Raw genomic sequence first — 24,698 nt, forward strand, 5'->3', positions numbered from 1 at the left:
CTTACTTTACCTGCAATGCCTTGTTAGTGGCGCCAGCAGTGAATTGTGTACCTTCTTTTGATTTACGTATATCGGTGCCGGTTACCAGTATGTTGCTGCACTTTTCTCCCTGCAGCGCCATAAACCGGTTAGCCTGGTCATACCTGATGTTATTGAATATAAGATCCTGGCTGCTGCGTACTGTGATCAGCGGGTCAGTATCTTTGATGAGCAGGTGCACATCAGACAGGTGTACATTTTTTGCTTCCATGCATTCAATACCCTTCTTTGCGCTGATGGTCATATGATCCATGAAAATGCCGGAGATGGGCATTTCCGGTAAACCGCGTATGAATACCGCTTTAGCAGCATTGTTACATACAATATTGCTGATATGAAAATCCCGGAACTGCGGCGTGGCTTCTGTTACAGGAAAGACCTCCACTTTGGGCGCTTCCCTTTTTTCGCCGGATAAGGGCACCGGGTCTACAGCAGCGTAGTACATATCAAACAAAATAGCTTCGCCGGGAATATCTTTCATCTTAATGTCTGAGATATAGATTTTTTCCACCACACCTCCGCGGCCACGGGTGGTTTTAAAGCGCAGGCCAATATCAGTACCCATAAAAGTACAGTTGGATACAAACAGGTTACGCGCTCCGCCCGACATTTCACTGCCTATTACAAAGCCGCCGTGGGCGTGGTATACCGTGCAATTATCCACGATGGTGTTTTCTGTTGGTTTCCCCCTTTTCCGGCCTTGCTCATCACGCCCGGATTTAATGCAGATGCCATCATCCCCCACATCAAAAGTGCAGCCGGTGATACGTGCATAACTGCAGGATTCCAGGTCTACCCCATCACCATTCTGCGCATACCAGGGATTTTTTGCATATACATTCCGTAAAGTAATGTTCTCACATAACAGGGGATGCAGGCACCAGGCCGGAGAGTTCTGGAAGGTAACGCCTTCCAGCAGCACGTTCTTACAGCTGCTGATGCTGATCAGGTTTGGCCGTAGGAAATCCTTTACATCTTCATAATCGCTCATCTTTTTCCCGGGCATGATAACGCCCACCAGCTTCATTTTGGAAGCATTATAATAGTTACGGGAAGGGTACCAGCCACTGCTGTCCTTACCTTCACCGACCATGCCGCCGGAAGCTACCAGTTTCTTCCACTGTGTTTCCGTGAGCTTATCTTTTTTCACGGCGCGCCAGGCATCGCCCGCGCCATCAATGATACCACTACCGGTAATGGCTATATTTTCCAGGTCAACCCCGGATACCGGCGCCTGGCAGCGTACGGCGCGTAATCCCTCATAGGTTGTTTCCACAAGGGGGTATTGATCGTGACTGGCTGAGAACTGTAATACCGCGCCGGCTGCCAGGTGCAGGTTCACGTTGCTTTTGAGTACAACAGGGCCGGTGAGCCACATACCTTCCGGTATCAGCACTACCCCGCCGCCTTTACTGCTGCAGGTTGCTATAGTAGTATTAATGATCTGTGTGTTAAGCGTAATACCGTCTGCCTTTGCCCCTGCATCTGCAATGTTAAGCGTATCCCGGCGGAAATGCGGTTCGTAGATCTCCGGCAGGTCAAAACGGTACTTGCCTTCAAAGGGTGTTTTGGCCAGATACCGGGCCAGCGGTAAATGTTTTTCGGAGATCTCTTTTGCTACCAGGCTTGCAATGCAGGTAGCGCCATAGGTATTGAAATGCGTATTATCTTCCACTCCCTGGGGCAGCGTGCTGTAATGGCCGGCTGGTGTGGTCTTGAACATTTTTACTGAACCTTCGGTACCCAGCTTTACCAGCAGCGCTTCGCTGCTTTTATGCAGATCTATCAAAGGCACTTTATTAGCGGCTGCTACTTCCCTTACTACGCCGGGATAGTCGCCATGCTGGTCTACAAACTTCCCATTCTCATCAAACTTACGGCGCATTACCGGCGTAAGCAGAATGGGATTGGCGCCTTTAGCGCGGGCCTCCTGCACAAAACGCAGCAGGTTCTCTTTGTAGGTGGTATGCGGGGCTGCATAACGGGTGCTGTCTGAGATCTTCTGATCGTTATGTCCAAACTGGATCATTACATAATCGCCGGGCCTTAGCTGCGCCAGCACACTATCCCAGCGATGCTCATTAATAAAACTTTTGGTGCTTCGGCCATTCACGGCATAGTTCTTTATCTCCACCCCTTTTTCAAAGAACAGCGGAAACAGCTGCCCCCAGCCTCTTTCAGGGTTATCTACCAAAGGCTTATCGGCCATGGTGGAATCTCCTATCATGAATACACGGGGCTTTTGCCCGCTTTGCAACCATCCGAATAACGACAACAGTAAAGTGATATATAATTTCATTAACTCAACAGCTTTAGGCAAAATCAGCAGCGCTAAACACTTCCGGTATGCCCTCTACTTTAAGGCACCGGCGCGGGTAAAGATCAGCAGTCAGTTTGCGGTGATTTATTCATAACGTTCATGTAAGTATGTGCATGGAAAATACCGGATAGCGGCGTGTATACTGTGGATATGCAAAGTTAACACTGTGGCTAACGAATGACCGGTATCTGCGTTAACAATTGTACAGCTATATTCAGTAATACAAAAGCATTTAGGATGATTTTTTTACGCAAACGTTGCCGGGAACGATGCAGGGGGGCCAAAGCAGAAAGCAAAAGGCTGCTTATGTTTTGAATATACGCCGCTGGAAATGCATAACAAGCAATTATTATGCGTAAAGCACACTAATTATTCACTATTAAAACCTGTTAAAAAACCTTATTTTTACTGATCCGTTATGAAATTTGCAGCAGCCACTATAAAGGATATTGCCAAAGCTTTGGGTCTGTCTACCTCCACGGTTTCCCGTGCGTTGCGTGACAGCCACGAGATCAGTACTGAAACCAAACAGCTGGTGCTGGAATATGCCACCCGTATCAACTACCATCCCAATCCCATAGCCCTGAGCCTGAAGGAGAAAAGGAGCCGTTCCATCGGGGTGATCGTAGCGGAGATTGCCAACAGCTTTTTTTCGCAGGCTATTAACGGGATTGAATCTGTAGCAAATGACAAGGGATATAATGTGATCATCTCCCAGAGCCATGAATCATACGACAAGGAGGTAATGACCCTGCAGTACCTGTCGTCCCGCTCTATTGACGGCCTGCTGATCTCCGTATCTACCGCCACCAAAGACCTGCAGCACCTGAAAGCCCTGCATGAGCGCGGGTTTCCTATTGTATTCTTTGACCGTATTGTGGAAGATATTAATACGCATAAGGTAATGGTGGATAATTTCCGCGGCGCCTATGATGCTACCATGCACCTGATAAAACAGGGGTATAACAATATTGCCACTATTACCAACTCGGAGAACCTTTCTATTACCCGGGAAAGAGTGGCCGGATATGTAGAAGCGCTGGCGCAAAAGCATATAAAACCGCGTAAACAGCTGATCAAATATTGCTTTCATGGCGGCATGATGCTGTCTGAAGTAGAGGAAGCCATTACACAGCTCCTGAAAGTACGCCCCCGGCCCGATGCTATTTTTACCGGTTCTGATAAACTAACTACCGGCACCATGCGCGTGCTGAAAAGAAAAGGGATCCGCATTCCTGAAGACATAGCCGTAGTAGGCTTTTCCAACTCTGACCTTATAGAGCTCCTGGACCCGCCCCTGACCGTTGTACGGCAGCCTGCCTTTGAAATGGGACAGGTGGCCACTGAACTGCTGCTGCAGCTTATAGAAAGCAAACGGCCGGTGAAAGATTTTGAAAGGAGGATACTCGCTACAAGTTTGATTGTTAGCTGAAAAGCATAAAGCATAAAGCTCCCTATGTTTTGTTTAAGCACAAAGCCGAAAGCACAAAGGATAAAGCTCCCTATGTTTTGTTTAAGCATAAAGCATAAAGCACAAAGCATAAAGCTCCCTATGTTTTGTTGACAATGTTTTGCTAAGGGCTTTGCTTTAACAGCTTTACTGTTATTGGCCTGGTTTACTGCATTATGTCATACTTTCAGCTTTCTGCTTTATCCTTTCTGCTTTCTGCTCTCTAAGGCATTCTTGCCAATCCCTCCCACTTCACCTTCCATTTCCCATTTTTAGGAAATCCCGGTGCATCCGGGCCGGTGTAGCCATCCCAGCCGGCGCACATCATGGCAATGGCTGAAAGTAAAGCGCCATTACCGGGCAGGTATATACGTAAATTATCGCGCTGGTAATTGTGGCCGTTAGGCAGGAAAGTATTTTTGGTTACCTGCTTCAATAATATGTCCACAGCGGCTTCCGGCTGCCCCAGGCGGGTGGCTGTCATGGCCACCAGGGGATAATCCCATCCCCAGGTTTCTTCCCAGCTCCAGGAGTCCCATATTTTTTTGAAGGTGCGTAACATCATGGTGGAATCTACCAGCGTATCAGGCGGTACAAAACCATCCATACCCAATACTGCCGGATGATCTGTCATATAACGGGGATTGGTATACGAATCGGGTGCGCTGGCTGCTGCCAGGTACAAACCATCCTTACTGGGAAAAGGCGGCAGCTTTGCAATGATGGAATCCCATTCCGGCTGAGGTTCCATATTCAAACGCTTGCGCCATAACTGCGCGGTACGCAAAGCCCAGCGCCAGTAAGCCAGCTCAAACGATGGGTTGGTGGTGGTTACGGGATCAAAACGCTCCTGCGCAGGGATCAGGCCCGGCCCTAATACGTATTCATGTTTGACCGTATCGTACCAGGGATAGGAAGCCATAAAATCTGCAGTGGCAAATACCAGGTCTTTATATTGCTGAAGCGTAACATTATCAGGATGATCGCGGTAGCATAATTCAGCCATATAAATAAAATGCGGCTGCTGCCAGATGAGGAAAGGCCCTACCGGAGAAGGGCTTTCATTGCCGGAAGGATCCGTCATCTTAGGCCAGCGCACCCCTTTAAAACCTTGTTTGGCAGCAGTTTCGCGGGCTTTATCTTTAATAGTGCCATACCACGACAAACTTTTTTCAAGCAGGGCCGGCCGGTTCCATAAAGCAAAATGTGCGGCATGCCACCAATGCATTTCCAGGTGAAATTTTCCGAACCAGCTGTTATAGGTAAGGCCTGTTTCCTGCGGCGGCGTATTACCGGCGCATTGTATGCGGGTAAGGTATTGTGAAAGTACAATCCGCCGCTCCAGCTCTGCTGCCCGGGGATCTGTGCTGCCGGAAAGGTCTACCGCACCGCCGGTTTCCCAGAACTGTTGCCAGTCGTCACGGCTGTCGCCCCAGATATGCTGATGTGCTAAAGTGCTGATGCGCTGATCCGCCAGTGTGAAAGTATTATTGAAAGGACCGCTCTGGCCTTGTGCTTTAGGCGCGGGCGCTGCAGCAGGTGTAAAGTGGCAGCTGAAGGCCAGCATTTCCTCCTCCCCTAAAGGATTCAGCAAATAATCATGCGGCGCTTTTTTTTGCAAAGCCTCATCTCCGTTCCATTGTAATACTACGTTGTAATAAGTTTGATCCAGCTCACGCTCAAACAGCACCTGCCGGTCATTAAGGTACCGTGAAGTGGTTTTATGTTTGTCAGGATGCTGATAGTCGGGCGTGCCTTCCCAGTCACCAGTTGGGTAAGGAAAACGTATATGCACGCTCAGCCGGTGTTGCGCTACCAGCGGTGATTCTACGTTAGCGGCTACCATATCCAGCTGCGGATGGCAAACCGTGCGTACCTTAACAGGCACGCCTTCCACTTCAAAATAGCTGTGGATCTCCCCTTCCCATAAGTCCAGCTCCTGGCGTATGTTCTTAATATCTTCTATTTGTGCAGGCAACCCATTTTTCTTCAGGATGTTTAGCCCTACCACGCCCAGCTGCAGGCGGTGGGGGTTAGCCCGTAAAAAGTCAGATGCATCTTTTTGCCGGCCGCCTTTATCATGCGCATACAGGTAAGGCACCTGCCGGTTATTTACTTTATAGTTCTTCCACACTTCACTGCGCTGATAGCGGTAGGTATTGGGAAAGCTGTGCCAGCCCCATTCTGATTCGGTGCCCAGCGGAACCCCGCCGCGCTCAAAATATTCAGGGAAAGTTTGCAGGCCGGTGGGATCTACGGTAAAAGCAAATTCACCATTGCCCACAGAAAGGGACGACAGTGAATCAAAACGCTGCACGCTTACATTGTGCCGCGTTACCAGCGCATGCCGGTCTATTTTACCCGTGTTTTGCTGTGCAGCAGTTATATGAACGAATAAGCCGGCATAGATAAGTACAAGGAATATGGTTTTCATAATATTGTCTGAACCTAGTTTAGATCACTATTCTGCTATTAACGTATATACGTTACCTGCAGTAGTATTAAACGTGTACAGGTAACCGGTACCATCCCCTTTCAATGCGCTGAGGGCCAGGTTGTTGCTGCCTTTTATGGGCTGCAGTACCCGCAGGCGGCAGGGACCACCATTCTTTGCAAGTATAGTAGCTTTTTTTAATTTTCCATCGGCCCATTGCATATCAATAACAAAACCGCCACGGGCCACCAGCCCTTTTACCGCTCCACTGGCCCACGCATCCGGGATGGCAGACAGCAGCTGGATGGCATACAGCTGGCTTTGCAGCGGCATTTCGGTGATGCCGGAAGTGCCGCCAAAATTACCATCTATCTGGAAAGGCGGGTGCGCGCAAAATAAATTTGAATAGGTGCCGCCGGCGTTATGATAGTCAGTAGCGTCGTTACTGCTTATTTTCAGCAGCTCGCGTAAGAGCTTATAGGCATGGTTACCATCCAGCAAACGCGCCCATACATTGATCTTCCAGGCTTTGCTCCAACCGGTGCCGCCATCGCCACGGATGGCCAGCGTACGTTTGCAGGCTTCTGCAAATGCGGGTGTGGTAAGCGGGGAAATTTCCCTGCCGGGGAATAAGCCAAACAGGTGCGAGATGTGCCGGTGCTCCGGATCCTCATCTTCCCAATCCTTATACCACTCCTGCAGGTTGCCTTTTTTGCCTATCTGCAATGGCAGCAGCTTGCTTTTCTTTTGCAGCAAAGTATCGCGGAAAGCCATATCGGTTTGCAGGATGGAATCCGCGTCTGCCAGGTTGCTGAACAGGTCGCGGATAATAGACATATCCATAGTGGTTGCTATAGAAACAGCGCTTTTTACACCGGCTTCTGTAATGAACACATTTTCCGGCGAGGTAGCAGGCGCTGTTACCAGGTGGCCTTTACCATCGCTCACCAGCCAGTCCAGGCTGAACTGCGCAGCTGCTTTCATGATAGGGTAAGCAGTATCACGCAGGAACTTTTTATCACCGGTAAAACGGTAATGCTCCCAAAGGTGCTGGCACAGCCAGTTTCCGCCCATAGCCCAGTTGGCCCACTGCGGATCGCCTTTACCAAGATTGCCTACGGGATTGGAAAGCGCCCATATGTCGGTATTATGATTAGCAGCCCAGCCGCGGGTATTGTAAAAATGTTTGGCGGTATAACGCCCGGTGCTGGCCACATTCTGGATAAGCGTTAACAGGGAGCGGTGCATTTCCGGCAGGTTCACGGCTTCCGCAGCCCAGTAGTTCATTTGTGTATTGATGTTAATGGTGTAGTTGGAGCTCCAGGGTGCGCGCAGCTCTTTATTCCAGATACCCTGCAGGTTGGCAGGCACGCCATTTAAGCGGGAGCTGGAAATTAACAGGTAACGGCCAAACTGGAAGTATAGGGCTTCCAGCTCAGCATCCTGCGCGCCGGTAGCATAACGGCGTAAACGCTCGTCTGTAGGCAGTTTGGTGCGGTCTTCGCCGGGCGATGGCGGCAGGGTAAAGCTTACGCGGTTAAAGTAATGATGAAAATCATCTACATGGCGCCTGCGCAGCTCATTAAAGGGAAGCTGTGCAGCAGCCTGTAAATAACCGGTGGCCAGCTTGTGCTCATCTTTGCCTTCACTATCCGGGCATTTATCAAAACCATTAAAGCTGGTAGCGGCGGAAACTAAGATCACGGCCTGCGTAGCATTACTGATGGTAATACCGCCGCTATCTGCCTTTATGCTCCCGTCTGAGCTGCTGGCGCGGAGCTTCAGCTCAAAGCGCATGCCCTTACAGCCTTTGGTATCTTCGTAAATAATAGGCTCCTTGTTATAGTTCACATAACTGGGGTCGATCTGTGCAGGCGCTCTTCCTTTCAGCGTTATTTCCTGCTGGCCGCTTACCAGCTGCTGATGCCGTAGCTGGCTGCCTGCGCTGATCTTACAGTTTAGCTGCTGTTTTTTATTTGCTGTTAGCCTGATCACAATAACCTGGTCTTTCCCGGATGCAAAGATCTCTCTCGTATAACCTACACCGTTACTGGTGAAGCTGGTTCCGGCAATAGCATCGGCCACATTCAGATCGCGGGAATAAGCAGCAGGCGTGCCAGGCAGCTGTTGTTTAATATGAATATCGCCCAGCGGCAGGTACGACTGGCTGTACAGACCCTGCATTTCTTTGAGCTCATCGGAAGCGGCAGCATAATCGCCCTTAAAAAGTTTGGCGCGTATGGAGGGTAAATGTTTATATGCATTAGGATTCACCTGGTTATTTACCGGTCCGCCCGACCAAAGGGTAGCTTCATTTAGTTGGATCAGCTCATCACCTGTTCCTCCAAAGATCATGGCGCCCAGGCGGCCATTGCCCACAGGCAGGGCATCCGTCCACTCCTTTGCGGGCTGCTGATACCATAGCTTTAATGTGTTTCCTTTTTGTTGTGCCGTAGCAATGCCCGTTAATAACAGCAGGGCCGGTAATAGTTTCAGTTGCATCAGTTTACATAAGTTGGAGCATCCAAAATACAACTTCGTTTGCATTCTATTTTCACAAAAACTGATGGAAAATTAAACTAATCTAGCTGCAACCAGGCCCGTTCCAAACCCGCTACGGTCACTGATTCGTCAAAATGCAATCGTTTGCGTAAAAATACCGGCTAATGTTTGAACAAGGGGTTACTTTTACTCTATAATATTATGGACCTGAGTACCATAACGTGGAATTTAGCACAAAGGTCGAATTCTTTCGACCTTTTTAATTTAATTTTAGGGCAGTACAAGAAATGGAGCCGTTATGGCATCTGTCCGCTTCATGAGAAGATACACTGTTATATTTTTCCTGTTATTACTACTGCCGGTATTGCGCGTTTTTCCACAAACACCGCCTTACCAGTTTTCCCATATTGATATTGACCAGGGGCTTTCCAACAACCAGGTGAACTGTATCTTCAAAGACAGCAAAGGCTTTATGTGGTTTGGCACCATATCGGGCCTGAACCGTTATGATGGTTATACCTTCCGCATCTTCAAACATGATGTACGCGATTCTGCTTCCCTGCCGGATAATTTTATAGAACGTATCACTGAAGCGCCCGGCGGCCTGTTATGGATCTATGCCCGCGACGGGCAGCATGTATACGACCCTGCCAGGGATGCTTTCCTTTCCGCACAACCGGTATTACAGCAAATGGGCATACCCGGCGCAGCGGTAAATGATATTATACGCGATGCGCAGGGCGGCTACTGGTTCATTCATCCCACCAACGGCCTGTATTATGCTGCAGCCGGTAAAACGCCCGCTTTACGTATCCAGCATACAAAGGACAGCAGCACTATTTACGACAACAGCCTGGCAGCTGTGACCTTAGCCACAGATAATAATTTATGGCTGCTGCACAACAATGGCATGCTTGAAAAAATGGACAGGCGCAGCAAACGTATCACCTACCGTAATGATCTTTTATTCCGCCAGAGCAAAGGCGTTCCGCAACCCTATTCCCTGCTGGCCGACCGGGAAGGCGACCTGTGGATCTACATCAGCAGTGATGCGCAAGGCATCTGGTATTTTAACCATGTTACACAGGCTTTTTCACACTACGATCAGAACAGCCAGCCCATACGGCTGAACAATAATATTGTACGCGGCGTGGTACAGGATAACCAGGGCCGCATATGGATAGGTACTGATCATGGCGGCGTGAATATTATCGACAAACAACGGCAAAGCATACACTATGAAGTGAACCAGCCGGAAAACCCAAAAAGCCTTTCGCAGAACAGTATTACCATGCTGTATAAAGACAATACCGGCATTATATGGGTGGGCACTTATAAAAAGGGCATCAGCTATTACCATGAGGATATTGTAAAATTCCCCTTGTACCAGCATCAGCCTTTTAATGCGCAAAGCCTGCCGTATGACGATGTGAACCGCTTTGTGGAAGATGCAGCCGGCAACTTGTGGATAGGCACCAACGGCGGTGGGCTCATCTACTTTAACCGTAACACCAATACCTATACGCAGTACCGGCATGATGCACATAATGCCGGCAGCTTAAGCAGCGATGTGGTGGTAAGCCTGTGGATAGATCGGCAGCAGCAGTTATGGGTAGGCACTTACTTTGGCGGGCTGGACCGCTTTGCCGGCGGGCAGTTTGTGCATTATAAAAATGATCCGGCCAACCCGGCATCCCTGAGTAATAACAGTGTCTGGGAAATATTTGAAGATAGCCGGCATCAGCTATGGGTAGGCACTTTAGGTGCAGGCCTGAACCTGTTTGATCCCGCCACGCAAAAATTTCACCCTTACCGTAAGGGGCAGCCCAACTCCATTCACTCCAATTATATTGCCGCCCTGCTGGAAGATAAACAAGGCAACCTGTGGATAGGTACTGATAACGGGGTAGAGATCCGGGATGCCCAGACCGGGCGTTTTACAACCTATAATAAAAACCTGAGCAACAACAACGTTATTTGTTTATTTGAAGACAGCCGCGGATGGATCTGGATAGGCACCCGGGAAGGGCTGAACCTGTACTACCCGCAGCTAAAACAATCCCGCATTTTCCGCAGGGAAGATGGATTACCGGATAATTCGGTGCTGAATATACTGGAAGATAATGATCATAACCTTTGGATGAGCACTCCCAACGGGCTTTCTAACCTCACTATCGCAGGCGGTAAGTTCCGCTTTTTAAATTATGATGCGGCAGATGGGCTGCAGGGCAAGGAGTTCAATGAAAATGCAGCGTTAAAAACACGGCGTGGGGAGCTGCTGTTTGGCGGTGGTAACGGGTTTAACCTGTTTTACCCACATACCATTACACAAAATAAAAATGTGCCGCCCCTGGTATTAACAGATTTCCAGGTATTTAATAAAAGTATGGGGGCCGGTGAAAAAATAAACGGCCGTGTGCTGCTGCCGCGGGATATTTCCGCTACCCGGCAAATTACACTGAAGTATAAGGAGAATGTTTTCTCCATTGAGTTTGCAGCGCTCAGCTATTTTCACCCGGAGAAAAGCCGGTATGCCTATAAGCTGGAAGGTTTTAATGAAGGATGGCTAACCACCAATGGCGGCCAGCGTAAAGCCACCTACACCAACCTGGACCCGGGCGATTATGTTTTTCACGTAAAAGCCTCTAATAATGATGGTGTGTGGACGCGCCAGCCGTTGGAGCTGCATATTAAAATATTACCTCCCTTCTGGAAAACACCGCTGGCCTTTTTATTATACGGCGTGCTGATATTAGGCGCGCTGTTACTGGCACGGCGGCTGATGCTGGAAAGGGAACGCCTGCGTTTCCGTATAGAACAGGAAAGGCAGCAGGCGCACCGCATGCACGAGCTGGATGCGCTGAAGATCCGTTTTTTCACCAACGTATCCCATGAGTTCAGAACCCCCTTAAGCCTGATCATTACCCCGCTGGAAAAGATCATTAAAGGCACAAAGGAAGAAGGTACTAAAGGGCAGCTGGAGCTGATACAACGGAATGCCCGCCGCCTGTTAAACCTGGTGAACCAGCTGCTGGACTTCCGTAAAATGGAGGTACGGGAAATAAAACTGCATACTTCGGAAGGCGATATAGTGGCGTTTATCCGCGAGCTGACCGCCTCCTTCTCCGATCTTTCTGAAAAGAAACAGGTGAAGCTGGATTTCCGCAGCCAGGTGAATACCCTGGTAATGGCTTATGATGCGGATAAGATAGAAAAGATCATCTTTAACCTGCTGAGCAATGCTTTTAAATTTACGCCGGAGCTGGGCAGTGTAGCAGTAGAGCTGCAACTGGCCGAAGACGGCAGGATCCTCACCATCCAGGTAAAAGATACCGGCATTGGTATGCCGCCGGAACAACAGGAACGCATCTTTGAAAGATTTTTCCAGCATGAGGGACAAGGCTCCCTGCTGAACCAGGGCAGCGGTATTGGATTAAGCATTACCAGGGAATTTGTAAAGCTGCATGGCGGCACTATTACGGTAGACAGCGCACCTGAAATGGGCAGCTGTTTTACCATACAGCTACCGGTAAAAACCAATGCCGCCCAACCTGCAACCGTTACAGACGGAGGCGGGGATACAGTTCCCTCTCCTGCTCCCGTTCCGGTAACGCCCATGCCTGTACGCTCCGGCAAAAAACCGCTGGTATTGCTGGTAGAGGATAATGAAGACTTCCGTTTTTACCTGAAAGATAACCTGGGACTGCATTACCAGGTAATAACTGCAGAGAACGGGCAAAGCGGCTGGCAAATTTTGCAGCAAACCCTGCCAGACCTGGTGGTGAGTGATGTAAGCATGCCGGTAATGGATGGGCTGGAACTGTGCCGCCGCATCCGGGCTAACCAGCGCACCGCGCATATACCAGTAATACTGTTAACAGCCCGCACTACAGAAGCCGACCAGCTGGAAGCGCTGGAAAAGGGCGCCACGGATTTTATTACCAAACCATTCAGCTTTGAAGTGCTGCTGTCCCGCATCCGGAACCTGATTACCCAGCAGGCCACCCTGAAAAAATCGTTCCGGGAGAAAATAGAAGCAAACCCCAGCACCATCGCCATCTCATCTGCCGACGAACAATTTATACAACAGGCCTTACAGGTGGTGGAGAAACATTTACCGGACCCGGACTTTTCCGTAGAGGACCTGAGCCGTGCCCTGTACATGAGCCGCGTATCCGTTTACAAAAAGATCCTATCCCTTACCGGCAAAACGCCTATTGAGTTCATCCGCTCCATACGGCTTAAACGCGCAGCACAGCTGCTGGAAAAAAGCCAGCTGACCGTGGCAGAGGTGGCGTATGAAGTAGGGTTCAATAATCCCAAATACTTTTCCCGGTATTTTAAAACGGAGTATAACGTATTACCCTCCGCCTACGGACGGCAGCGGGCGCCGGAAAATGATACAACAAATGATGATGCAACAAATGATACCCCATAAATAACCAAAACAGGCACCTGCCCCCGGCAGGTTATTGATAGTTTTGTGCATTGATGATCATTATATATGCCTGAGAGAGACTACCATCACCGCCGCAAGTTGTACCTGACCGTAGAGATATTGTTGTATGCCCTCATTACCACCGGTCTGGTGGCAATGATGCTATTGCTATGATTATCAACATGGTTCCACAAAAGAATACCTGTCAGATTAACATTTTATACACTTCCCGCTATCATTTGCATACCCTCGGGGGTATGGTTTGTTAACATAATCACCCCAAATCGAAAACATTCCCATCCCCTGCCATTGGTGCAGTACAGCTAGATTTGGAATTACGAATTATCAATTACGAATTACGGATGATGTGCTTCAGAAATTACTTGTGGTACATAAAAATGCGCAGTACCCAATTCGTAATTGACAATTCGTAAATAAACTTCTCCACGTATGATAAGAAAAACGCTCTTTCCGTTTGTGTTATGCACGTTATGGTTTCAATGCTGTTTGGCCGGAAATGTAGAAAGGCTCAAAGATGGTTTATTAATTCACTTACAGCAACCTGCTAAGAACGGCGCACGACAGGTGCAGCTGCAGGTAGTATCTGACAGGATCATTCACGTATCTGCCGGCCCGGGTGAGGCCATTTCCACCTCCCCCAGCCTGATGGCGCTGGTTACCGGTTCCCCTTCTGTTAAATGGGAGTCTGAAGAAAAAGAAGGTATCGTAACCCTGAAAACCAGCGCGCTCACCGCCACGGTGTCCCTGCAAACAGGTGAGGTTAGCTTCCGGGATGCCAAGGGGCAAACCATTCTGCAGGAAACAGCTGCCGGCGGTAAAACCTTTACGCCCGTGAATATTGATGGAAAAGCGCTGTATCGCATTCAACAGGTATTTGAATCCCCTGCAGATGAAGCGTTTTATGGACTGGGGCAACACCAGACCGGTTTAATGAATTATAAGAACCAGGACGTAGACCTGACGCAGTATAATTCCATTGCCGCTGTGCCGTTCCTGTTATCCAGCCGCCACTACGGCATTTTATGGGATAATTATTCTATTACCCGTTTTGGCGATGACCGCCCTTATGCGCAACTGGGTGCATTTACCTTATATAATAAAGATCATAAGGCCGGCGGGCTCACAGCTACCTATGCCTCCCGCCGCAAACCGGATAGCGTGTACCTGCGCCGGGATGAAAACAAGATCGATTACACTTTCCTGCCGGACCTCCATAATATACCCTCTGCTTTTCCAATGGATAAGGGAATGGTTACCTGGGAAGGTTTTATATCACCTGCTGAAGACGGGCTACACAAATTTTTCATGACCGCCTCCGGTTATATTAAGGTGTGGGTAGATGGCACCTTGGTGCTGGATAAATGGCGTGAAGGCTGGAACCCTGGCCCCACGGTATTTCAGCACACCTTACATAAGGGACAGCAGCATGCGCTGAAAGTGCAGTGGATCCCGGAATCGTCACAGGCCTTTGTATCCCTGAAATGGCTAAGCCCTACACCAGCTGCTTTGCAAAACAAGTGGACGCTGACCTCCGAAGCAGGTGAAAAGCTGGATTACTATTTCGTTTACGGAAGCAATGCGGATGAAGTGATCAGCGGTTACCGGACCATTACCGGCCGCGCAACCCTGCTGCCACTGTGGGCAATGGGTTTCTGGCAAAGCCGTGAGCGTTACAAAACGCAGGCGGAAATAGAACAAACCGTGAGTGAGTTCCGTAAAAGAAAGATCCCGCTGGATAATATTGTGCTGGACTGGTCTTACTGGAAACAGGATGCCTGGGGCAGCCAGGAGTTTGATGCAGCGCGCTTCCCCGACCCTGCAGGCATGATCAGCCGCCTGCACAACCAATATCATACACACTTCATGATCTCCGTATGGCCTAAGTTCTACGAAGGTATCAGCAACTATAAAAGCTTTGATGAAAAGGGATGGCTGTACAAACAGAATATTAAAGACCGGCAGCGCGACTGGATAGGCAAAGGATATGTATCTACTTTTTACGACGCCTATAATGCAGATGCCCGCAAGCTGTTCTGGAACCTGATCAATAAAAACCTGTTCAGTAAAGGGGTAGATGCCTGGTGGCTGGATGCTACGGAGCCGGATGTGTTATCCAACGCTTCTATCACACACCGCAAAGCATTGATGAACCCTACTGCTTTAGGCCCTGCAGACCAGTATTTCAACGGGTATGCATTGGCGAATGCAGGCGGCATTTACGAAGGCCAGCGGAAAACCAAACCGGACCAGCGCGTATTTATTCTTACCCGCTCTGCCTATGCAGGTATACAACGTTATGCTGCAGCCACCTGGAGCGGCGACATTGCCTCCAGGTTCGATGAGCTGGCCAGGCAAATACCCGCCGGCATTAACTTTTCCCTTTCCGGCCTGCCTTACTGGACCACAGATATAGGTGGTTTTTATGTAGAGGATAAATATGACAGCCCTGCGCCTAAAGGAGCGGCCCTGCAGGAGTGGCGTGAGCTGAACACCCGCTGGTTCCAGTATGGCGCTTTTTGCCCGCTGTTCCGCAGCCATGGCCAGTTCCCCTACCGGGAAATGTTTAACATAGCGCCGGACAACAGCCAGGAATACCAATCCATGCTGTATTACGACCAGCTGCGTTACCGGCTGATGCCTTATATATACTCACTGGCAGGCGCTACTTACCATCATGACTATACGATCATGCGCGGGCTGGTGATGGATTTTGGCGCAGATACCGCAGTACAGGATATTAAAGACCAGTTTATGTTTGGGCCTTCCCTGCTGGTAAACCCCGTATACACCTACCAGGCGCGCGACCGCCGTTTGTACCTGCCTGCCAATACCGGCTGGTATGACCTGTATACCGGCAAGTACACGGCCGGCGGCGCTTACATTACTGCCAATGCACCACTGAACCGTATGCCGCTATATGTAAAAGCAGGCAGCATACTGCCCTTTGGCCCTGCGTTGCAATATACCGGCGAACGCCCGGCAGATACCATCACATTATATGTATACACAGGAAAAGATGCGCAGTTTGATCTTTATGAAGATGAGGGACTGAACTATAATTATGAGCAGGGACAGTTCAGCAACATACCGCTTAGCTATAATGAAGCTACGCAAAAGCTTACCATTGGCAAACGGGAAGGCAGCTTCCCCGGTATGCTGCAGCAAAGAACTTTCCGCGTGATAAAGGTAAGCCCGGAAAAGGCTGCAGCGCTTGATTTCAACCAGACTACCAGAGACGTAGTAATATACAACGGTCAGGAACAAACGGTGCTGCTGCAATAGCAGCGGCGCTACCTGCCTGCCTGTGCCACCTGATGAGGGGACATTATAACAATATTAATCAGCTTGAACCATCCAATAAGTTTCACAATGCGATCTGATGAAATAAGATCCAGGGTGGCCTTTAAAAATTCAAAAGCGTTTCACATGAAAAATGCGTACAAAACATGCTCTACCCGCGGGCTTTACAGCCTCCTGCTCCTGGCCCTGGTACTGGCCGGGCACAGTGCTACCGCCCAGGTGAACAAACACCCGCTGTCCGGGAAAATAACGGCAGCAAAGGATAACAGCCCGCTGCCCGGTGCCAGCGTAGCGGTAAAAGGTACTACTACCGGTACCATTACCAGCGCCACCGGCGATTTCACCCTGCAGGTGAGCGATGCCGATTCACTGGAAGTTTCACTGATAGGCTTTAACAGACAAACCATAGCGGTAAAAGGCCGTACCAGCATTACCATTGCCCTGGAAGATGGTACTACCGGCCTGGATGAAATAGTGGTGGTAGGTTACGGAACGGAAAAGAAAAGGCTCAACACCGGCGCTATTGGCCGTGTGAACGGGGCTGCGCTGGAAGAAACCCATACCCTGCGGGTAGACCAGGCATTACAGGGCCAGACTCCTGGTATACAGGTAACCTCCAATTCCGCACAACCCGGCGAACCCATGAAAGTTCGTATACGCGGTACCGGTACTATAGGTAATTCCGATCCGCTTTACATTGTAGACGGCATGCCCGTTTCAGATATCAGCTATCTGAACTCCGGTGACGTAGCCTCTATGGATGTGCTGAAAGATGCTGCATCTGCCGCCATTTACGGCGCCAGGGCTGCAAACGGCGTAGTGATCGTTACCACTAAAAAAGGCCGCAAAGGCAACATGCAGGTATCATATGATGGTTTTTACGGACAGCAGAACCCGGCCCGTAAATTACCGCTGCTGGATGCGCATGAATATGGTATCATCATGAATGAAGCCGCCATTAATTCCAACCGCGCTCCTTACTTCTCCGTAGAACAGATCAACCAGCTGGGCAAAGGCACCGACTGGCAGGAAGCAATATTCAACAAACACGCACCCACGCAAAGTCATACGGTAAACGTGTCCGGTGGCTCTGAAAAATCAGTGTATTCATCCTCATTATCCTACATGAAACAGGAGGGTACCATTGGTTTTAAAGGACAGTCGCAGTATGAGCGCCTGGCTTTCCGCTTAAGCTCTGAACATTATATGTATAAGGATGTGGTGAAGTTTGGCGAGAACTTTACCTACACCCTTTCCAATAAAAAAGGTGTTGGCGTAGGTACATCTATAATAACACCGTTCGCCCTATTGTGAATGTAAGCCCGCTGTTCCCGGTGTATGATTCTGCCGGTAATTATGCCAAATCCAATTTTAATCCAGATGAAGCCAACCCGGTAGCGATCATGGATTACCAGAACCAGAACAGGAGCAAAACCGACCGTATAGTAGGTAATGCCTACCTGGAAGTGATGCCCATTAAGGGCTTGAAGCTGCGCAGTGATTTTGGCCTGGACCTGAACTACCTGAATGAGAACCGTTTTACCCCGGTATATGACCTGGCAACCAACATCGTGAACCTTCACTCCCGCGCTTTCCAGGGCATTACCCAAACCCGCACCTGGAACTGGGATAACACCATTTCTTACCAGCGCGATTTTGGTAAACACAGCGCTACCGTGCTGGTAGGTACCACCGCCAATGAAACCAATGTGTTTTTTGTAAATGGTTATAAGGAAGATGTGACCATTGCAGACCTGGACCACAGCATTATCAACAACGGCACGAATGAAGACACTAAGCAGATCTACGGCAGCCGCAGTGAAGATGCCCTGCTCTCTTACTTTGGGCGTATCAACTATAACTACGACGAAAAATACCTGTTCACTGCTATTTTCCGCAGGGATGGTTCTACGCGTTTTGGCGCTAACAACCGCTTTGGCAGCTTCCCGGCTTTCTCTGCCGGATGGGTGGCCAGCAATGAAGAATTTATGAAAACCAACTGGCTTGACTTTCTGAAGGTCCGCGCCAGCTGGGGCCGTAACGGTAACCTGCCTGCAGTATATGCTTATGATAATATTGCTACAACCAGCTACCTGTATATGGCTACCATTAGCTCTGTAAACCAGGATTATTACTTTGGCAACGGTGATGTAAAATTCACAGGCTCCTCTCCGGACCGCGTACCCAACCCGGACCTGAAATGGGAAACTTCCGAACAGCTGGATCTCGGTTTTGATGCGCAGCTGTTAAAAGACTTCAATGTAAGCTTTGACTGGTACCGTAAAACCACCCGCGACTGGATCATTACCGTGCCGGTGCCTGCCCTTGCCGGCACCAAGCCCCCTACTGTAAATGGCGGCAGCGTAAAGAACCAGGGTGTGGAAGTAGCGCTGGGTTATACTCACCGGTTTGGAGAGCTTTCCTTTGGTATTAACGGCAACGTAACACTGAATAAGAACGATGTAATAGATATTCCCAATGCGGAGAAAGTGATCGTAGGTGATGCCAATGTACCCTTTGTAGGTATTGATGAAATATTCCGCACACAGCAGGGCCACCCGGTAGGTTATTTCTACGGTTTAAAAACAGATGGCATTTTCCAGAACGAAGCGGAAGTACAAAGTTATACGGGCAAGAACGGTCTGATACAACCCAACGCCAAACCGGGCGATGTACGTTTTGCAGACCTGAATGGTGATGGTGTGATCGACAGCCGCGATAAAACAGAGATCGGCAATCCCAACCCTGACGTGACTTACGGCATTAACCTGAACCTGGGTTATAAAGGTTTTGATCTTTCCGTATTCCTGTATGGTGTTTCCGGTAACCAGGTGTTTAACGGTGTCCGCGATTACGCAGCCCCTTTAAGCAACTACACTACAGAAATACTGGGCCGCTGGCATGGTGAAGGTACCTCTAACTACTTACCGCGTATGACCATGGGTGATGATGCCAACCAGAACTGGACACGTTCCTCTGACCTGTTTGTGAAAGATGCTTCCTTCCTTCGGGTAAGAAGCATTAACCTGGGCTACGATTTTAAAAAGGGATTGTTCCCCCGCCTGCCTTTGCAACAGTTACGGTTATACGTATCCGGCAGCAACCTGTTCACCTTTACCAAATATAAGGGCATGGATCCGGAAGTTGGCTATGGGCCTTACCCCTGGGCATCCGGTATAGATGTGGGCACTTACCCGCAGCCTAAAACAGTAATTGTGGGCGTAAACGCACGGTTCTGATCTGTAAACCAAGAAAACTCATTAGGATGAAAAAGATCTTTGTAGCAGCTATTATACTTACCACCGCAATCTCCTGCAGTAAGAGTTTCCTGGAAAGGGAACCCATAGACCGGAAGGTGGAGGAAACATTTTATAAAACACCGCAGGATGCCCTGGAATCCCTGGTGGCGGCTTATGACGAGCTGCAGTACGGCGATTATGACAACATACAGCTGGTAACTGAAATTGCCAGCGATGATTGTTTTGGCGGCGGCGGTGAATCTGATATTCCATGGAAAAGGTGGGACCGTTTTGAAAACGATAACAATACCAACCTGAATAACTGGACCAAGTATTACACCGGTATTTACCGCGCCAACATAGTGTTGAGCAAAATGGATGGTGTGAACTGGGGCAGCGATACTACGCTTAAAACCCGTTACCTGGCAGAAGCACATTTCCTGCGCGCTTACTATTATTTTGACCTGGTGCGCATGTTCGGGAATGTACCGCTGGTAACCACTCCCCTTTCACCCGGGCAGTATAATGTGCCGCAGGCCACCCCGGAGGCAGTGTACCAGCTGATTGCAAGCGACCTGAAATTTGCAGCGGCAAACCTGCCTGCCATTGCCTACTCCGGCATTCCGGCAGCAGAATACGGCCGCGTTACCAAATGGGCGGCAGAAGCGCTGCTGGGCCGTGTGTTCCTGTACTACACCGGTTATTACGGACAGAATGATATAGCCGGTACCGTTACCAAACAGGAAGCCCGTACTTATATAGATGATGTGGTGAATGCCAGCGGTTATACGCTGATAGATTCTTTCCCCCGTCTGTGGCAGTCGGCCCTTTCCCGTTTTGCCGGCGAGGATAATGCAGAAACAGTATTTGCCATTAAGTTTACCTACAAAGGCCTGGGCGACTGGAATAAACACGATGGTAACCGTATGCAGGTGATGATAGGTTTCCGGAATGATGCAGTGCCGCCTTATTATAAAGGCTGGGGCGCAGGGCCGGTGAACCCCAAGTTATGGGAAGCCTATGAAACAGGTGATACACGCCGTGCTGCCTCTATTATTTCCGTAGAAGCAGAAGGATTGAGCTACCCGGCCATTTATCCGCAGAAAACAGGTTTTATGTGGAAGAAATACATGCCCATGATGGCCTTAAAAGCAGAAGACTTTAATGGCGATTTCCAGATAGATAACTTCTACGATTATGTAGCCATCCGCTTTGCAGATGTGCTGCTGATGGGTGCAGAGCTGAACCTGGATGGAGACCTGGGCAAAGCGCAGCAATATTATAACCGTGTGCGTGACCGCGCTTTCCTGGATCAGAACCATCGCAGAATATTAACACCCGGCGCTGCCGGCAAAAAGCTGATCATGGATGAACGCCGTTTTGAGCTGGCGCTGGAAGGCCACCGTTACTGGGACCTGTTACGACAGGGAGTGCCCGTTGCCCAGCAGGCTATTAACAATACCAGCACCGATGCGCAGTTCAGCGTAAGCTTCCGCCCGGAAACAAAAGGACTTTTCCAGATACCACAGCAGGAGCTGAACCTTTCTAACGGCAGCCTGAAACAAAACGCAGGATGGAATCAATAATGATCAACCAAAACAAACAGTATATGCACAAACATATTCGTCATATTATCACTTACTGCCTGCTGCTTTGTACGCTGGCAGCCTGCGATCCGCGGGAAGACCGGGATATGCTGCCCGCGCCTTTACAAAGCAAGGACCTGCAATTTTCCGTAACCCAGCAACAGGGACATGATAACATAGTGTACCTGGAAAATAAAACGCAGGGCATTATTCCCTTCTGGAATTATGGCACCGGTATATCCAACAAAGCAAAGGATACCATTAACATTCCTTTTGCCGGTACCTATTACATTAAGTTCGTGGCGTATAGCGGCGGCGGCCCGGTAGAGGATTCTGCCAAGATAACGGTAACAGAGAACGACCCCAATTTTTTCAGCAGCCCGATGTGGAACCTGCTGACGAATGGTGAAGAAGGTAAAACCTGGGTATGGGCCATGGATACACCCGGCGGCGCGCCTTACGGAAATGGCTCCGGAGGCGCTACTGCGCCGGAATGGTGGAAACCCACACCGGCAGATGTTATTTCCTGGGGGGTAGATAAAGATGAAATGACCTTTGACCTGAAAGGCGCTGCTAATTATACTAAAGTAACGCCCAAGGGCACAGAGAAAAGTTTATTTGTGCTGGACACGCTGAATAAAACCATCAAGATCTTAGGTTCTGATATCAGCTACGGCGCCAAGATCACGTATGTGGTGGTAACGCTGAATGCAAATGAGCTAACGCTGGCGCAGCAGGGCGATGGATGGCGCAACATCTGGATGTTCAAACGCAAAGGATTTAAATATTAAAGAAGCTAGTGCACTAGGTTTTAGTTTAAATAATGAATAATGCTATACCGGGGTTGTCTAGCCCTGGTGACATTTAACACGTTTACGAATAGATAGGACATCAAAGGCCCCGACGGAATAAAACATTCCGTCGGGGCCTTTGATATTTGATGCTACTACTATTCTGTCTTTAAACTTTTTATAGGATTAGACAACGCGGCTTTAATACTTTGATAGCTTACGGTTAACAATGTGATGATGATAGCGCCGCTGCCGGTTGCTACAAAGATCCACCAGGACATGTTTGTGCGGTAGGTATAGTGCTGCAGCCAGTTATGCATAAAGAAATAAGCAGCCGGCGTGGCAATGCACAGCGCAATGATCACCAGCATCACAAAATCTTTTGACAGCAGGCTCCATAAATTAAATACCGTAGCGCCCAGCAGCTTGCGGATACCTATTTCCTTCACACGCTGCTCTGCCATGAAAGAGGCCATGCCAAACAATCCCAGGGCAGATATGAAAAGGGCCAGCACCGTAAAGAACACAGACAGCTTGCCGATACGTTTTTCATACTCAAATTTGGAAGCATACTCTTCATCTACAAACTGGTAGTTGAACGGCTCTGCAGGGGAATACTTTGCGCACACCGCTTGCAGCCTGCCCAGCGCAGTTGTTAGGCTTAATTTCGGATTAAGCCGGATATTCAGAATGCCGCCATCATCATTTGCCTTGATATGGAAAATGCTTTGTTTTACGGGTTCATAAGGGCTTTCCATCACTACATCATCTATAACACCCAATACGGTAAAAGACCGGTTGCCCCATTTTATAATTTCACCAACAGGGTTTTTAAGCCCCATGTATTTAACAGCAGTTTCATTTAAGATCAATCCAAAGCTGTCTGCAGCAAACCTGGCAGAAAAGTCCCGTCCTGCCTTTAGCTGCCAGCCTACGGTTTTACCGTATTCAGTAGTTACGCCTATGGTATTGAAAGTTGCTTTCTTATCGGGTTCTTTTCCCTCCCACTCCCAGCTAAAGGAATCATCATAATGATCATTTTCCGTGATGGGCGTATTGGATTCAGCCATTTCCGTGATAGCACCGGATGCCAGCAGCTCATTGCGCATAGCGGCAAAACTGTTGTGATAATTGGCCGTGCGCATAATAATGGTGATCAACCCTTCCCGGTTGTAACCAATAGGGCGGTTCTGTGTGAATTGTACCTGCCGGAACACTACAATGGTAGCAATCATCAAAACAGCAGAAACGGTGAATTGCAGCACTACCAATGCTTTGCGGGGCACTGCTGCAAAAGGGCCTGCCCTGAAGGTACCTTTCAATACTTTTACCGGTTTAAAAGCAGATAAGTAAAAAGCAGGGTAACTGCCGGCTACTATTCCGGTGAGTATAACAAAGCCGATGCAGGCGCTCCAGAACCAGGGATTACTCCAGGCAACGGATATTTCCTTACCCGCCACCTGGTTAAAGAACGGCAATAACAATAAGATTAGCAGTAAGGAGCAGGCAAATGAGAAAAACGCTGCCAGCAAAGATTCCAGGAAGAACTGGCTTACCAGCTGGGTACGCCGGGAACCGACTGCCTTACGGATGCCTACCTCCTTTGCACGTTTTTCACTGCGTGCAGTGCTCAGGTTCATGAAATTGTAACAGCCCAGCATCAATACAAATCCGCCATAAATGCCAAACAGCCATACATATTCTATGGCGCCACCAGTGTTTACGCCATTCTTAAAATCGGCATATAAATGCCATTTGCTCATGGGCTGCAAAAAAAGCTGGGTGTGCGAATCTGCATCTTTTTTGCTCATCCTGTTCAGCTTTACATTTGCAATTTTTGCAGATACCTTATCTATATCAGCATGATCTGCCAGCTGCACATAAACCTGGAAAGAGTTATTGTACCAGTTATCCTCACTGCCCTGTGTCCAGCTGGTAAGATCCAGGAACGGGGCTATGAATTTCACTTCGCTGAAGCTGCTGTTCAGCGGTATATCTTCATATACGCCGGTAACGGTTTCAACAAGATCATCATTTATCTTCACTATTTTTCCTACCGGGTCAGCATCTCCGAAAAGTGTTTCTGACAAGGATCTGGAAAGCAATATGGTTGAATGCTCTTTAAGCCCTGCCCTTGACCCTTTCACCATCTTTAACGACAGCATTTCCGGTCCTTCGGGTTGCATAAAGCTGCCCTGTAAACCGGCCCGTTTCTCACCCGCGCTTACCAGGGAGTTCATGCTCCATGTGGCAAGCACCACATGCTTAAAATCGCTGCCGTAGCTATTTTTCAGCTCCGGCCCAAGCGGCATGGGAACGCCCTTGCCCGTATTAACCCTGCCGTTAAATGTTTGATTTTGCATTACCTGCGCAATGCGGTCATAATGCTGGTGATACTGGTTAAAAGACAGCTCATCCCACACCCACAGGCCTATTAAAATGGCTACAGCCATACCTGCCGACAGTCCGGCGATATTTATGAAAGAGTATACCTTGTTCTTCACAAGGTTGCGGAAAGCAGCTTTGAAATAGCTTTTAAACATAGGGAATAATATTAGTTGTTACGAAAGCGGCAAGC

11 protein-coding genes are annotated in these 24,698 nt (G+C 49.0%); 7 read left to right on the forward strand and 4 right to left on the reverse strand.

From position 1 onward, the window contains the following. Position 1: 1 nt before the first annotated feature. Positions 2 to 2,338: a glycosyl hydrolase family 28 protein gene (locus KVT36_RS25755; protein ID WP_217606324.1), complete on the reverse strand. Its 2,337-nt coding sequence runs from the start codon at positions 2,336 to 2,338 to the stop codon at positions 2 to 4. A 439-nt stretch (positions 2,339 to 2,777) separates the two neighbouring features. On the opposite strand from KVT36_RS25755, the gene KVT36_RS25760 reads away from it, so the two are divergent. Then, positions 2,778 to 3,791, forward strand: a complete 1,014-nt coding sequence (locus KVT36_RS25760; protein ID WP_089915637.1) for a LacI family DNA-binding transcriptional regulator — start codon at positions 2,778 to 2,780, stop codon at positions 3,789 to 3,791. Positions 3,792 to 4,032: 241 nt separating this feature from the next. Here the strand turns inward: KVT36_RS25760 and KVT36_RS25765 are convergent, their stop codons facing one another. After that, a complete protein-coding gene (locus tag KVT36_RS25765) occupies positions 4,033 to 6,243 on the reverse strand; it encodes a hypothetical protein (protein WP_217606325.1) in 2,211 nt (736 codons plus the stop codon). A 27-nt stretch (positions 6,244 to 6,270) separates the two neighbouring features. Next, a complete protein-coding gene (locus KVT36_RS25770; RefSeq protein WP_254640203.1) occupies positions 6,271 to 8,745 on the reverse strand; it encodes a glycoside hydrolase N-terminal domain-containing protein in 2,475 nt (824 codons plus the stop codon). A gap of 316 nt (positions 8,746 to 9,061) precedes the next feature. On the opposite strand from KVT36_RS25770, the gene KVT36_RS25775 reads away from it, so the two are divergent. The 6 genes from KVT36_RS25775 (at position 9,062) to KVT36_RS25800 (ending at position 22,120) form a co-directional block, all read left to right on the forward strand. After that, complete coding sequence (locus KVT36_RS25775; RefSeq protein WP_217606327.1) at positions 9,062 to 13,183, forward strand: hybrid sensor histidine kinase/response regulator transcription factor; 4,122 nt, start codon at positions 9,062 to 9,064, stop codon at positions 13,181 to 13,183. A gap of 450 nt (positions 13,184 to 13,633) precedes the next feature. After that, positions 13,634 to 16,486 carry a TIM-barrel domain-containing protein gene (locus KVT36_RS25780; RefSeq protein WP_217606328.1) on the forward strand — a complete coding sequence of 951 codons (2,853 nt, stop codon included), beginning with the start codon at positions 13,634 to 13,636 and terminating at the stop codon, positions 16,484 to 16,486. A 144-nt stretch (positions 16,487 to 16,630) separates the two neighbouring features. Continuing rightward, entirely contained in the window at positions 16,631 to 17,818 is a 1,188-nt protein-coding gene (locus KVT36_RS25785; RefSeq protein WP_217606329.1) for a SusC/RagA family TonB-linked outer membrane protein, read from the forward strand. Further along, on the forward strand, positions 17,815 to 19,743 hold the full coding sequence (locus tag KVT36_RS25790) for a SusC/RagA family TonB-linked outer membrane protein (protein ID WP_217606330.1): 1,929 nt from the start codon (positions 17,815 to 17,817) through the stop codon (positions 19,741 to 19,743). The genes KVT36_RS25785 and KVT36_RS25790 overlap by 4 nt, the downstream gene beginning before the upstream one ends. 26 nt (positions 19,744 to 19,769) lie before the next feature. Further along, a complete protein-coding gene (locus KVT36_RS25795) occupies positions 19,770 to 21,329 on the forward strand; it encodes a RagB/SusD family nutrient uptake outer membrane protein (RefSeq protein WP_217606331.1) in 1,560 nt (519 codons plus the stop codon). Between the two features lie 23 nt (positions 21,330 to 21,352). Next, positions 21,353 to 22,120, forward strand: a complete 768-nt coding sequence (locus KVT36_RS25800; RefSeq protein ID WP_217606332.1) for a hypothetical protein — start codon at positions 21,353 to 21,355, stop codon at positions 22,118 to 22,120. A gap of 158 nt (positions 22,121 to 22,278) precedes the next feature. Here KVT36_RS25800 and KVT36_RS25805 read toward each other — a convergent pair whose 3' ends face one another. Continuing rightward, positions 22,279 to 24,663, reverse strand: coding sequence for an ABC transporter permease (locus KVT36_RS25805; protein WP_217606333.1), 2,385 nt, complete (start codon positions 24,661 to 24,663; stop codon positions 22,279 to 22,281). Positions 24,664 to 24,698 lie beyond the last annotated feature (35 nt).

The sequence above is a fragment of the Chitinophaga sp. GbtcB8 genome (assembly GCF_019091455.1).
Lineage (GTDB): Bacteria > Bacteroidota > Bacteroidia > Chitinophagales > Chitinophagaceae > Chitinophaga.

What these genes read in the sequence shown, in the direction of transcription:
- KVT36_RS25800 (WP_217606332.1), top strand. Translation starts at nt 21,353, where the DNA reads ATGCACAAACATATTCGTCATATTATCACTTACTGCCTGCTGCTTTGT.
- KVT36_RS25775 (WP_217606327.1), top strand. Translation starts at nt 9,062, where the DNA reads ATGAGAAGATACACTGTTATATTTTTCCTGTTATTACTACTGCCGGTA.
- KVT36_RS25785 (WP_217606329.1), top strand. Translation starts at nt 16,631, where the DNA reads ATGAAAAATGCGTACAAAACATGCTCTACCCGCGGGCTTTACAGCCTC.
- KVT36_RS25760 (WP_089915637.1), top strand. Translation starts at nt 2,778, where the DNA reads ATGAAATTTGCAGCAGCCACTATAAAGGATATTGCCAAAGCTTTGGGT.
- KVT36_RS25795 (WP_217606331.1), top strand. Translation starts at nt 19,770, where the DNA reads ATGAAAAAGATCTTTGTAGCAGCTATTATACTTACCACCGCAATCTCC.
- KVT36_RS25805 (WP_217606333.1), bottom strand. Translation starts at nt 24,663, where the DNA reads ATGTTTAAAAGCTATTTCAAAGCTGCTTTCCGCAACCTTGTGAAGAAC.
- KVT36_RS25770 (WP_254640203.1), bottom strand. Translation starts at nt 8,745, where the DNA reads ATGCAACTGAAACTATTACCGGCCCTGCTGTTATTAACGGGCATTGCT.
- KVT36_RS25765 (WP_217606325.1), bottom strand. Translation starts at nt 6,243, where the DNA reads ATGAAAACCATATTCCTTGTACTTATCTATGCCGGCTTATTCGTTCAT.
- KVT36_RS25780 (WP_217606328.1), top strand. Translation starts at nt 13,634, where the DNA reads ATGATAAGAAAAACGCTCTTTCCGTTTGTGTTATGCACGTTATGGTTT.
- KVT36_RS25755 (WP_217606324.1), bottom strand. Translation starts at nt 2,338, where the DNA reads ATGAAATTATATATCACTTTACTGTTGTCGTTATTCGGATGGTTGCAA.